This is a genomic window from Arthrobacter pascens (genome assembly GCF_030816475.1).
GTDB lineage: Bacteria > Actinomycetota > Actinomycetes > Actinomycetales > Micrococcaceae > Arthrobacter > Arthrobacter pascens_B.
The window spans coordinates 3,460,466-3,472,807 of the sequence record NZ_JAUSXF010000001.1 but is presented as its reverse complement, the minus strand read 5'-3'; the positions used below and the strand labels follow the sequence as shown (position 1 = coordinate 3,472,807).

Genomic DNA, 12,342 nt, shown 5'->3' with positions numbered 1-12,342 from the left:
TGAAAGGACAAGCCCTTGGCTTATCTCAACCGCAATCCGTCCGACGTCGTCCTGCCCGTACGGATCGGGCTCATCGGCTCCGGCTGGATGGGGGCGTTCCATGCCGATAGCATCGCCCGCCGCGTCCCGGGCGCAGTCCTGGCAGCCATCGCCGATCCCAATGTGGAATCCGCGCAGGCCCTTGCCCAGGCGCTGGGCACGGCAAAGGTGACGGCCAACGCAGAAGACATCCTGGCCGATTCGGAGATCGATGCGGTGGTGATCGCCAGCCCCGCACGCTTCCACTCCTCACTGATCGCACAGGCCGCGAACGCCGGCAAGCACGTTTTCTGCGAGAAGCCGGCGGGTCAGGGGCTCGACGAACTCGACGCTGCCCTCGCAGCGGTGGAAGAGGCCGGCGTGCACTTCCAGATCGGCTTCAACCGGCGCTACGCCGATGACTTCCTGGCCGCCAAGAAGGACCTGGCCGCAGGCATCGCCGGAACGCCGCAGCTCCTGCGCTCGCTGACGCGCGATCCCGGGACCGGAAGTATCCCGAACGCGGCCAGGGTCCCGGCATGGACCATCTTCCTGGAGACCCTCATCCATGATTTTGACACCCTCAACTGGTTCAACGAAGGTGCCGAGCCCGTGGAGGTCTACGCGGTGGCGGACGCGCTCGTGGAGCCCTCCCTGCGCGACCAGGGGTTCCTGGACACCGCAGTGGTGACCATCCGCTACAGCAACGGTGCCGTGGCCGTGGCCGAGGCAAACTTCAGCGCCCTGTACGGGTACGACATCCGCGGCGAAGTCTTCGGTTCCAAAGGCATGGTCCAGGCTGGCCGCGCCACGGAAACGGCGGCCCGCCGGTACACGGCGGAGGGACTGTCCGCCGACACCCCGCGGCTCAACGTTGAACTGTTCCGGCAGGCCTATACTGACGAACTCGTCGACTTCGCCGGTGCCGTGCGTGCGCGGCGCGACGGCATGCCGCCGTTGTCGTCCGATTTCAACGTCACCCCGGGTGGTGCGGATGCCCGCCGTGCGCTGGCCATGGCACTGGCCTGCATCGAATCGGTGAAACGAGGCGCACCGGTGGCGGTCAACGAGTCGGCAGCCGTCTGATGCGCCTGGCAGTCTGCGCGGAGATGGTCTTCACGGACCGTCCGTTTGTGGAACGCGTGCGCCGGATCCACGAGTCCGGTTTCGACGTCGAACTGTGGGATTCGCGGGGCAAGGACATTCCGGCGCTCAAAGCCACTGGCGCCGTGTTTTCCTCTATGACGGGCTACACCTCAGGCAGCGTGGTGGACCCTGAAACTGCCGATGATGTCGTCCGGACCGCGGAATCGCTGATCCCCACTGCCCTGGAACTTGGCGTCAGCCGCATGGTGGTGCACCCGGCAGAACTCATCGACGGCCACGCCGCCCGCCCCATGTACCGTTCCACCGGCCGCATGTGGAGCACCGGCGCACGGACGTTGGAGCGCCTTGGCAGGCTGGGAGAGAAGTACGGTGTGACGTTCTGCCTGGAGAACCTCAACACCATCCTTGACCACCCCGGCATCCCGCTGGCACGAGCGAAGGACACCCTGGCACTGGTGGAGGCCGCCGGCCACCCCCACGCCAAACTGATGTTGGATCTTTACCACGCGCAACTGGGGGAGGGAAACCTCATTGAGTTGGTGCGGACGGCCCTGCCCTACATCGGCGAGATCCAGGTGGCCGACGTCCCGGGGCGGTGTGAACCCGGAACAGGGGAAATCAACTACGCGGCCGTCGCCAGGGCGCTCGCGGAGGCCGGGTATGACGGGACGGTGGGCATGGAGGCGTGGGCCAAGGGCGACAGCGATGCAGCGCTGGCCGCCTTCCGCGCGGCATTCACCGTCTATGCGGCGGAGAAACTGTGAAGGATGTCATCCTTGGTCTGGTCGGAGTGGGCCGCATCGGCGTGATGCACGCGAACAACATCGCCGCGCTCAACGGAGTTCTCAACCCGCAGGGCATCAACGTCAGGCTCCTGCTCACCGACGTCGCCGAGGACCACGCCAGGGGGATCGCTGCCGGCCTCGGTGCCGGGTTCCTGCCCTCCGTGGAGAAACTCATCGCCTCCGGCGTGGGCGGACTGGTCATCGCCACCGGAACCGGAACCCACCCCGAGCTGATCAAGGCGGGCGTGAACGCCGGAATCCCCGTCTTCTGCGAAAAGCCCGTGGCCATGAACGTGGCGGACGCCCTGCCCGTGCTGGACTACATACGCGAGCACAGCGGCGTGGTGCAGATCGGCCACCAGCGCCGCTTTGACCACGGCTACCTTGAGGCCAAGCGTGCCTATCACGCGGGCGAACTGGGCTGGATCCACTCCCTGCGCGCCGTCACCTGCGATATGGCGCCACCTCCCGTGGAGTTCCTCGCAAGCTCCGGCGGACTGTTCCGCGACTGCTCCGTCCACGACTTCGACATCCTGCGCTGGCTCACCGGCCGCGAGATCGTCGAGGTCTACGCGAAGGGCTCCAACAACGGCGATCCGGCCATCGGTGCAGTGGGCGACGTGGACACCGCGCTGGCGCTGGTGACGTTCGACGACGGCACAGTCGGTACCGTGTCGGCCAGCCGCTACAACGGTGCCGGCCACGACGTCCGCCTGGAAATCCAAGGCTCCAGCCGTTCGCTCATGGTTGGGCTCGACGAGAAAACGGCCATGGCGTCGGCCGAAGCCGGGATCGAATTTCCCGCCGGGGAATCCCACCGGACCTTCGCCGAGCGCTTCGACCAGGCATACCGGTCCGAAATGGCCGCGTTCGTCGAGCTGATCCTGGGCAGGCGGGAGAATCCCTGCACCCCGGAGGATGCCGTGGCCGCTTCCCGAGTGGCTGACGCTGCCCAGGAATCGCTGGCAACGGCCGTCCCGGTCAACGTGGGGCTGGCTAAGGCCACCGCCAAGGCCAAGGCTGCCTAGGCGGGCCAGGCACGAGTTCAACGTAAAAAACTCCCCTCCGGAATGATGCTCCGAAGGGGAGTTTTTTCTGGGTTCCGGCAGTCCGTGCGGTGTTTGACTGTCTGGCTGTCTGCGGGGTGTCTGACTCTACGCGCCGAACGGTAGCCGCGGGTCGATGTCCTGCCCATCCCAGCTTTGGCGCACCCACCCGTGGTGCGGGTCGTCGCTGATCAGCCAATCACGGACGGGACCGGGGCCGGCCATAACGTTGAGGTAGTACAGGTCGTAGCCGGGTGCGGCCATGGCGGGGCCGTGCCAGCCGTAGGGAACCAGGACAACGTCGCCGGTACGGACTTCTGCGGCAACGTCGATCGCGCGTTCATCCGAGGCGTAGACCCGTTGGTAGCCGATGGCGTCGCTCTCGGCGGGGGCCCCGGAACCATCGGCCACCCGGGTTTCGAAATAGTAGATCTCTTCAAGCTGCGTCTCGCCGTCCTTTTCCTCATCGTGCTTGTGCGGAGGATAGGAGGACCAGTTACCTGCCGGAGTGATCACCTCGCAGACAATAAATCGATCTGCCTCCAACGCCGCCGGCGTGCCGAAGTTGTGAACCTGGCGGGAGCAATTGCCGGCACCACGCAGTTCCACGGGGGTTTCACCTGCCGTGACCAACCGGGTCGGATAAGTTGCCTTCGCCGGCGCGGTGGCAACAGCCACACGGCCACCGCCCGCCGAACCGATGGTGACGGCCTTATCGGTACCGCAGTACAGGACGTCACTGGGGCCATGGAAAACGGAGGCCCGGCCCGCAAGGGGATACTCGACGTCGTCAACCGTCACCGTGAAGGAGCCATTGAGCGGCACGATGATCCGTTCCTCCGCTGCGGCGGGAAGTTCGACGGCGGCGCCCGCGGCGAGCGTGCCGACCTTGAGCCCGGTGTGGGCCCAGCCTTGCACGGCGAGGGCCGAATCGGAGGTTCCGAGCGAGACGTCCCAGTCGCCGTCGTTGGCTGTTCCCAGCGGATAGACCCAGTTGGCCATGGAGTTAAGTCCTTGCGTTAGCGCTGTACGAGTGTCATTTCAAAACTGTAGGAATCGGCCCGGTAGACGTGGTGACCGGTTTCCACCCGGCGTCCCGTGTCGTCTGTCGCCGTCCGCTCCATGGTGACAAGGGCGGAATTGACCTCAGTCTCCAGGAGTCCGGCCTGGTATTCGTTGGCGATCACCGCGCCGATCCGCTGGGTGGCAAGCCGGAAGTTCACGCCGCCGCGGCGCAGGATCGCGTACATGCCCTCGTTGGCCAGCATGGCTTCGTCCATCGTGGCGATATCGTCCCGGACCCAGTTCTCCATGAGTGCGAGGGGCTTTCCGCCCACTTTCCGAAGACGGGTGAAGTGGTAGACCTTCGAACCGGCAGGCAGCTGCAGGGCGGTCAGCGTGGCCGCGTCGGCTTCCATGTGCGAGAAACTAAGGACCGTCGTCGTGGGCTTCTTGCCGTTGTTGGTCAGGTCGTCGTACAGACTGGAGAGCTCGAGTGGCCGACGGACCTGGCTTGACACTACCTGCGTCCCGACGCCGCGCTTGCGCACCAGAAGCCCGGAACGGACGAGTTCGTCCATTGCCTTGCGCATGGTGGGCCTGGAGAGGTTGAGCTGGGCTGCCAGGTCGATTTCGTTATCCAGTTTGCTGCCCGGTTCCAGGACTCCGGTGTGGATCGCCGCCTCAATGCCCTGGACCACCTGGTGATACAGAGGCACCGGCGAGGAACGGTCGATGATGACGCCCAGCTGATTGGCCACTTAATGTCCCCTCATTATGTGTGTCCCCAACCCGTGTCCGTTGTCCGGACCCAGGATCTCCAGCATATGTTCGCTTGATAGGACATACTTTCATTTGATGATATCAGCACTAGGAGCCCGGTCAAGAAATGACTGACAGGGCATGATGCCGTAGAAACTTACGATGTTGAGAGTTGAAATGGCCAGGTCGAAGACTGGAAAAGCCCCCATAATTCCGGGTCTCAATCCAAGGCCTGCGGCTAGGCTGGACCGATGAAGAGCAATCTCCCTATCGCCGTTTCAATGGACGTTGTCTAAGGCTCCATGATGAATCTCTCCGGCAGCCTGGGCCCCAGCCCCAGAACGCTCGAGGTCGAGAGCATCGAGAGCTTCGACCGGCTGGTGGACGAGGGCGCAGTGGCGATGCATGGCTGGCACGCGCAGTCCCTGGACCTTCGCGGCAGGACTGCTGCCCTGGAGAATCTTAAGGTGGAAGGGGCCATCTTCCTGGGCTGCACTTTTGATCCAGGGGTGGAGGAGCGGCTGCGGCGCCGCGGTGCCCTGATCTTCCCCCGGCTTCAGGGCGTCCCCTTCAATCCCTACCGGTCAAGCCTCTACACGCCGCAGGAGCTCTACGACGGACTGGACCACGCCCCCTATGAGGAACTTCCCGACGCACTCGTGTACCAGTGGAGCATCCGCCAGGGGCAGCGGCAACGGGTGGACGCCACCCTGGCATCCGCGCTGCACGATCATGCCATTGGAGACGCGCTGGATGATCTGACCCGGTCCGAGTTTTCTTCCGGCCGCACGATAGTGGGCGTGATGGGCGGGCACGCCGCCCAGCGCGGCAGCGTGGAGTTCGCACAGGCCGCGACCCTGGGGAGGCTGCTGGCCCGGAGCGGCCGGCTCGTGGCCACAGGCGGCGGACCAGGAGCGATGGAAGCGGCGAACCTGGGCGCTTACCTGAGCCATATTCCCGACGACGGCTTCAAGGAGGCACTGGCGGAGCTGGGGTCTGTCCCCGGCTTCCGCCCATCAGTGTCCGCATGGGCGCGTGTGGCCGCCGCCGTCGTCGATCGTTTTCCGGACGGAACACCGTCGCTGGGTATCCCCACCTGGTTCTACGGCCATGAGCCGCCCAACTACTTTGCAACACATATCGCCAAATACTTCGCCAACGCCATCCGCGAGGCGATCTTGCTGGAACTCTGCAACGGCGGCATTATTTTCCTCCCCGGGGCCGCCGGCACCGTCCAGGAAATCTTCCAGGATGCGTGCGAGAACTACTACAGCGCCCGGGAAGCCGTGACCCCCATGGTGCTGGTGGGCAGGAGGCACTGGGAGCACGAGTACCCGGCGTGGCCCATGCTCAGCCGGCTGGCGGCAGGGCGGCCCATGGCAGACCGGGTCTTCCTGGTGGACACCGTTGAAGAAGCTGTCGCGGTTATGGGCGGCTAGCTAGGGGTCCTTACGGCAATGTGCCTTGGCCAGCTCGTGCAGTCCGTTGAGGTCCCCGGCGGCGAGGCCGTCCGGGGTGCCGATCTCGGGGTACATCAGCTGGGTGGGATCGTCCACATGTTCCAGGCCCATGACATGGCCCAGCTCGTGCAGTATGACGGCCGTGGCATACAGCTTCCCGTCAGCCTGGCGCAGCTCGTCGGTGATCTGCGGTGCGTCCAGTTCCAGGCTGCCAGTGACAAATGTCTTAATGCCGTCCCCGTAGCTGTAATGGGTGCTGCCACCGGTTCCGATGACCTTGCCTTGTAGCTGCGGGGCGACGTCGGGAGTGGTCCAGGCGATCAGCAGGGGCGCCCAGCGGTCCCCGTAAGTATCCGGCTGATAGGGCGCCCTTTGCCCCGTGGGCTGTTCGCTGGTGCCGCCATCGTCGATGAAACGGATCCCGGTGGCCAGGGAGATAGTGTCGATGGCTTCGGGAATAAGGTTCTCCGCGCCGGCCGGGGCCAGATGCTGGTTCACCACATAGTGGAGCGGCCGGCACGGCGAATAGCCCACCGGTGTCCCATCGCCGTTCACCGCCAGGAACCGGTAGGAATTGCTGGGATAGGGGGCCTGTTCCGGGGTTCCCAGCGGCGCGGCCGCCTCTTCAAACCCGGGCGGCGGAGCCTGACGGCGTCCTTGGGCGGGCGGCTGTGCGCCGCCGGTGGCTGGAGTCTGAACGGCGCCCGGGCCAATCCTGACATCGAGGACCTGCACGAAGCGGGGATCAGCGGAGAGCAGCCCGGCCACCAAGGCTCCTGCGCCGATGAGTGCCACCAGGAACAGGCCGCGGATGATCTTTCCGGCCCCAGGTTTAGGAGCGCTTTGGTGCGTGTGGCGGGGCGGCCGGCCCTCCACTAACCCACCACGGTGCCGAAGGCCAGGCCAAGCACGTAAGTCACTGCGGCCGCCCCCAGGCCTATGGCCAGCTGGCGCAGCCCCCGACTCAGGGGCGAGGTGCCGGAAAGTAGGCCCACAATTCCGCCGGTCACCAGCAGGGCCATTCCCACCAGGGCGGTGGCAACAGCGAGGGCAGTAACTCCGGTCAGTCCAAACAGGAAGGGCAGGATGGGAACGATGGCTCCGGACGCAAAGAAGCAGAAGCTGGAGAGGGCAGCTCCCCACGCCGTGCCAACGGCTTCGTGCTGGTCCGCGGCCTCCGGAAGTTCAGGCCGGAGGGACAGGCTGGGGTCGCAGTCGCAGGCCAGCAGTCCCATGCGTTCGGCCACGCGGTGTTCAGCGGCCTCGTGGGACATGCCGCGGGCCAGATACACGAGCAGCAGTTCGTTGTGCTGGATGTCGAGCTTGGGCGCTGCCGCCAGGGTGATCTGCGTGGGCCGGGTAGCCGCCAGGAGCTCGCGCTGGGAGCGCACCGAAACAAATTCGCCCGCCCCCATGGAAAGGGCGCCGGCCAGCAAACCGGCCACCCCGCTTAACAGCACCACCGAGCTGGCAACACCTGAGGCGGCCATCCCCATTACCAATGAAAGGTTGCTGACCAGACCGTCGTTGGCGCCGAAAACTGCGGCGCGGAACGTTCCGGCCAGCCGGTTGCGGCCGCGGGTTGCCAGACCGCGCACCACTTCCTCGTGGATCTGTTCGTCTGCGGCCATGGCTGGCGTTGCCGAGGGGTCCTTGGCATAGGGGGAGCGGCCTTCCGCGCGCTGGGCAAGGGCCAGCACAAAGACTGAACCGAAATGCCGGGCGAGGAATCCCAGGAGCTGGCTTCGTAGCGACGCCGGGCGGTTCTTTTCCGCGTGCCCGCCCAGCAGTTTGAGCCAATGCGCCTCATGGCGTCCTTCCGCTTCCGCCAGGGCAAGGAGGATCTCGCGCTCTTCACCGGTCCTGCTTTGTGCCAGGTCGCGGTAGACGGCGGCCTCGGCACGTTCATCCGCGAGATATTGGCGCCAGCGGCGGATATCAGCGGCGCTGGGCTGCTGGCCGGACTGCTTATCTGCGGCGGTTGTCCCGGCCACGGCGGGGCCAGACTCAGAGGCGGGGGCAGGCTCGGGAGCCGAGGCAGAGGCAGGAGGAGAGGCGGGAGCAGAGTCAGAAACAGGGGCGCCGGGTTGCGCTTCGGGGACGGGGTGCTGCTGGCTGGACTTGGCGTGCTGAGACACGGAGGCTCCTGGACTTGACGGGGCATGGTTCGGCCCCATTGCACAGCAAGCTTACCGCGCAAATCCGGGGATTTTCGGCTGGCAAACCTTACTCCGCAGTTTCGGTTTCCCTCAAAAACCCGCAACGCCGGACCCTCGGCCTGGCCTCTCCCGGCCCTTGACCCAAGGTCCCCCCGGTGCTGTGATGAAGGTGTGGCGCCTTCCAGCGCACAGCCGAAAGAGCACGTCAGGCGAACAACGGAGGTTGAATCATGAGCACCACCGGACAGCACCCGGACATGCCGCACCTCGAAGCTGTGGAATCAGATCCCGCATATGACTATGCAGAAGATGCACCGGTTGTTGATGACGAATGGGATGCGGAGGATGAATTCCTGGATGCGGAAGAACCGGTCATCCCGCCAGCCCCGGTAGTCGTCGACGCGGAGGAACGGGTGGTCCCGCTGGACCCCGAGGAGTACCGCGAGACGACGGAAACTGACGATATCGAGTAGAACGGACGACGGCGGCGCCTCCGGTTCGCAGGAAGCGAAAGGGAGGTGCCGCCGTCGTGGTTTAAAGCTGGTCCATACTGTTGCGTCTCGTGCTGTCAGGGAGCAGGGACAGGAACCGGAACTTCCTCGTTTTCCAGGCCCGCAACGCGGCGGCGCCAATTCCGCATCACCTGCGGATCCGTAGGCCTGGTGAGCAGGGAGACTGCAACGTAGACAACGGCTGAGGTGGCCAGTCCGAGGTAGATGGGCTCGTTGGCGAAGACGCCGTCCAGGGGCGCCTTGGCGTTGATCTCCAGCACGATCATGGTGCCCAGAGTCACGACGGAACCAACAGCCATGGAGGCCGCGGCGGCCAGTCCCGTGCCTCGTTTCCAGACCAGGCCGCCCAGGATGGCCACGAGGAGTCCCCCCACCAGGATGTCGTAGGCGATGGTCAGGGCAGCCACGACGTCCTTGGTGATGATGGCGATGACGATGGCAACGATGCCCAGGCCAAGGACCCACATGCGGTTGGCCTTGACGTCGTGCTCGGGGTTCTCGGTGTCTTCGGTGCTGATGTCCTTGCCGAACCAGCTTGCAATAAACGGCAGGACGTCGGCGCGGGCTACGGTGGCCGCCGCGATGAGCGCGCCGGACGCCGTGGACATCATCGCTGCGACCGCTGCGGCGAGGACCAGGCCCCCGATGCCGATGGGAAGCAGGTTCTGGGCGACCTCTGCGTAGACAACGTCCTTGCCTGAAGTTGCCACGTCAATGTTCGGCAGGGCAACCTTGGCGCCGAGGCCGATCAGGGCGCCGGCGACCCCGTACAGGATGCAGTAGACGCCCGCGGTGGCGCCGCCCCATCGTGCGACCTTGGCTGTCTTGGCAGTAAAGACGCGCTGCCAGATATCCTGCCCGATCAGCAGGCCAAGGGTATAGACAACGAAGTAGGTGATGATTGTTTGGACGCCGATGCCCCCGATCTGGAAAAAGCTTTCGTCCACGCGGCTGCGGATGCCATCCAGACCGCCCGCCGCGTTGAGTGTGAACGGGAGCATCAGCAGGAAGATGCCTACCGTCTTGATGACGAACTGCACCTGGTCCGCCAGGGTGATGGACCACATGCCCCCAATCGTCGAGTACACCAGGACGATCGCGCCGCCGATGGCGATGGCCAGTGAACGGTCCCAGCCGAAGAGCACCACAAAGATGGTGGCATAGGCGCTGGTGGAAGTGGCGCACAGCATCAGCGTGTAGGCCAGCATCACGATGCCCGAGGTCTGCGTGGCCTTGCTGCCGTAGCGGAGGGTGAGCATCTGGGAGACGGTGTAGATCTTGAGTTTCTGGATGGTTCCCGCGAAGAGGAGGCTCAGGAGCAGGACCCCCGCGCCGATGGCCACAACCAGCCACATACCGGAGATGCCGAATTTGTAGCCAAGGCCCACGCCGCCCACGGTGGAGGCGCCGCCCAGGACGACGGCGGCCATGGTGCCGGTGTAGAGGAATGGACCCAGGCGCCGGCCGGCCACCAGGAAATCACTGTTGTTCTTGGTACGGGATTTGCCCCACCAGCCAAAGGCGAGCATGGCGAGGAGGTACACCACCACAATGGCGATGTTGACGAATGATGCGTCCATATTGGGCTCCTGGAGCTGATCGGCAGCCTTGCTGGAATCCGGAAATGCTTTGCTGGGATACCGGTATTCCGCTGCTCTAACGGGGTGGGTGGGGAAGTGTCCCTGAGTGCGCTGGGTACTGCTGCTTCTCAAGATATTGCCTGATAGGCAACATCTGTTGTCCTAGAGCGTATGCTGTGACGGAGGTAACAGTCAAGCGTGCCCTTACCTGCCGGCTCCCGGCATTGACTGGTTCGCCACGGCGGGGTCACATGGGCTGCGGACCATTAGTATTGCTCCAGAGATGGGGCCGGACTGCCGGCCATGAAAGGTTCGCATATGAAGGCACTGCCAGTTGAGCCAAGCAACGCCCCGGTGGCCATCGGTTCCCGGATCCGTGCCGCACGGCAGTCCCAGCGACTCACCATCGAGCAGGTTGCCGACGCCACCGGCCTCACCAAGGGATTCCTGAGCCGGGTTGAGCGGGACCTGACTTCGCCGTCGGTTGCCTCACTGGTTACCCTGTGCCAGGTCCTGTCGATTTCCATCGGGGACCTCTTTGCCGCCCCGGAGACCCACCTCACCAAGCGAGATGACGGGCCGCGCATTTCGCTGGGCGGCGAAGGAATTGTTGAGCGGCTCCTCACGGCGCGTTCCGAGCGCCGGATCCAGATCATCCAGGCGGTGATTGAACCTCATGGCCGGGGCGAATCCGAGCTATATGCAGTCGACTGCGATGTGGATGTACTGCACGTGATCAAGGGCAGCATCCGGCTGATCCTCACCAACGAGGAGTATGACCTTAGCAGCGGCGATACCGTGACCTTCCCCGGACGCGAGCCCCACACCTGGGTCAACCCCACGGACAAGACAGTGGAAGTTCTCTGGGTTCTGGTTCCTGCCGCCAGCCGGTAAGCGCGCTTCCCTCCCGGCAAGAGGCCTGTCAGAGTGCCGGGAAAGAATTAATCCAAGCGATGTAATAAATATGGCTCCTCCGGACACTAATAGGTTGACGGGGCACAACGCCCCGCCCCTCCAAGAGGACCCTTATTCATGATTGGGGAAAACAATGCACCCTGAAAGATTCGCTAAAGCTGCAGCCGCGGGCGCACTTACGCTTGCGCTCATTTCTGCCATGGCCGCCTGCGCGCCGGTCCCCACCTCGGGCGCGACGCCGGACCAGGGCTCCGGTCCGGCCCTCACCTTGACCTCGTTGACGCAGGTCAGTGCCGACAGGGCGGGTACGGAAAAGGCCGGGGGAGAAAAGACGGCCGGAGAGAAGACCGCCGGAAAAAAGAACAAAGCGCCGGCACCCGCGCTGAAGACGTTCACTTTCCCGGACGGGCACATTTCCTTCGCCTACCCGGCCAATTGGTCCATCCGCACCCAGCCTGGTCCGACGTTGCCCGGCAGTTCCGCCGATTGCGTCGAGGCGGTGCTAAGCGATCACCGCGGCAGGGATGTGGCCTTTATGGTCAGCGGCTTCTACGGCGATGGTGCTTCCAGTCCGGTGGAGCGCACGGTCTTTGACTCCGCACCCGTTCTCGGGCTGGCAGCTTTTGAGGGGGAGCCGGCATTCGGCTTTTTCCGCGACAGTTTCGTTGACGTGAACGACCACTTCTCCATGGATGTCCGGCCGGCCGCCGAGCTTGTTACCGGAAGCGCTGCAAGCGGCAACGGCCAGGTGCTCCTGCCCAACGGTGCGGCGATCTTCCGGGTCTTCATGGACTCTCCCGGCTTCCCCTCGGACGAGGCTGCCAGCGCCTGGACGCAATCTCCGGAATACGCCCAGCTCAAGGCGCTTCTGATGAGCGTTTCCTACACCTGATTCCAGCGTCTGCGCGATAGTCGTGGTCCGCACGGACAGCACGGGAGCGCGACGGCGGCGGCCACTTTCGGTGACCCGCCGCCGTCGGCCTTCCTAGTCGGCCTTCT

12 protein-coding genes are annotated in these 12,342 nt (G+C 64.7%); 7 read left to right on the top strand and 5 right to left on the bottom strand.

The window, feature by feature from the left end; translation table 11 throughout:
* The first annotated feature begins 15 nt into the window (after nucleotides 1-15).
* From QFZ40_RS15865 to QFZ40_RS15855, 3 genes are read left to right on the top strand one after another with little or no spacing between them, the layout of a single operon-like run.
* Nucleotides 16-1,104: a Gfo/Idh/MocA family oxidoreductase gene (locus tag QFZ40_RS15865; protein WP_306905586.1), complete on the top strand. Its 1,089-nt coding sequence runs from the start codon at nucleotides 16-18 to the stop codon at nucleotides 1,102-1,104.
* Nucleotides 1,104-1,889: a TIM barrel protein gene (locus QFZ40_RS15860; protein WP_306905585.1), complete on the top strand. Its 786-nt coding sequence runs from the start codon at nucleotides 1,104-1,106 to the stop codon at nucleotides 1,887-1,889. Before QFZ40_RS15865 ends, QFZ40_RS15860 begins: the two co-directional genes overlap by 1 nt.
* Nucleotides 1,886-2,938 carry a Gfo/Idh/MocA family protein gene (locus QFZ40_RS15855; RefSeq protein ID WP_306905584.1) on the top strand — a complete coding sequence of 351 codons (1,053 nt, stop codon included), beginning with the start codon at nucleotides 1,886-1,888 and terminating at the stop codon, nucleotides 2,936-2,938. Before QFZ40_RS15860 ends, QFZ40_RS15855 begins: the two co-directional genes overlap by 4 nt.
* 126 nt (nucleotides 2,939-3,064) lie before the next feature.
* Here the strand turns inward: QFZ40_RS15855 and iolB are convergent, their stop codons facing one another.
* Both iolB and QFZ40_RS15845 read right to left on the bottom strand, forming a co-directional pair.
* Nucleotides 3,065-3,958 (bottom strand): 5-deoxy-glucuronate isomerase, encoded by an 894-nt coding sequence (gene iolB / locus QFZ40_RS15850; protein WP_306905583.1) that lies wholly within the window; start codon nucleotides 3,956-3,958, stop codon nucleotides 3,065-3,067.
* A 17-nt stretch (nucleotides 3,959-3,975) separates the two neighbouring features.
* Complete coding sequence (locus tag QFZ40_RS15845; protein ID WP_306905582.1) at nucleotides 3,976-4,716, bottom strand: GntR family transcriptional regulator; 741 nt, start codon at nucleotides 4,714-4,716, stop codon at nucleotides 3,976-3,978.
* A 306-nt stretch (nucleotides 4,717-5,022) separates the two neighbouring features.
* On the opposite strand from QFZ40_RS15845, the gene QFZ40_RS15840 reads away from it, so the two are divergent.
* On the top strand, nucleotides 5,023-6,156 hold the full coding sequence (locus tag QFZ40_RS15840) for an LOG family protein (protein ID WP_306906944.1): 1,134 nt from the start codon (nucleotides 5,023-5,025) through the stop codon (nucleotides 6,154-6,156).
* Here QFZ40_RS15840 and QFZ40_RS15835 read toward each other — a convergent pair whose 3' ends face one another.
* Complete coding sequence (locus QFZ40_RS15835; protein ID WP_306905581.1) at nucleotides 6,157-7,053, bottom strand: matrixin family metalloprotease; 897 nt, start codon at nucleotides 7,051-7,053, stop codon at nucleotides 6,157-6,159.
* Complete coding sequence (locus QFZ40_RS15830) at nucleotides 7,053-8,315, bottom strand: VIT1/CCC1 transporter family protein (RefSeq protein WP_373427439.1); 1,263 nt, start codon at nucleotides 8,313-8,315, stop codon at nucleotides 7,053-7,055. Before QFZ40_RS15830 ends, QFZ40_RS15835 begins: the two co-directional genes overlap by 1 nt.
* A gap of 251 nt (nucleotides 8,316-8,566) precedes the next feature.
* On the opposite strand from QFZ40_RS15830, the gene QFZ40_RS15825 reads away from it, so the two are divergent.
* Nucleotides 8,567-8,809 carry a hypothetical protein gene (locus QFZ40_RS15825; RefSeq protein ID WP_306905580.1) on the top strand — a complete coding sequence of 81 codons (243 nt, stop codon included), beginning with the start codon at nucleotides 8,567-8,569 and terminating at the stop codon, nucleotides 8,807-8,809.
* A 95-nt stretch (nucleotides 8,810-8,904) separates the two neighbouring features.
* Here the strand turns inward: QFZ40_RS15825 and QFZ40_RS15820 are convergent, their stop codons facing one another.
* Nucleotides 8,905-10,428, bottom strand: a complete 1,524-nt coding sequence (locus QFZ40_RS15820) for a sodium:solute symporter (protein ID WP_306905579.1) — start codon at nucleotides 10,426-10,428, stop codon at nucleotides 8,905-8,907.
* Nucleotides 10,429-10,746: 318 nt separating this feature from the next.
* On the opposite strand from QFZ40_RS15820, the gene QFZ40_RS15815 reads away from it, so the two are divergent.
* Both QFZ40_RS15815 and QFZ40_RS15810 read left to right on the top strand, forming a co-directional pair.
* Entirely contained in the window at nucleotides 10,747-11,322 is a 576-nt protein-coding gene (locus QFZ40_RS15815; protein ID WP_306905578.1) for a helix-turn-helix domain-containing protein, read from the top strand.
* A 154-nt stretch (nucleotides 11,323-11,476) separates the two neighbouring features.
* Nucleotides 11,477-12,235 carry a hypothetical protein gene (locus tag QFZ40_RS15810; protein ID WP_306905577.1) on the top strand — a complete coding sequence of 253 codons (759 nt, stop codon included), beginning with the start codon at nucleotides 11,477-11,479 and terminating at the stop codon, nucleotides 12,233-12,235.
* Nucleotides 12,236-12,342 lie beyond the last annotated feature (107 nt).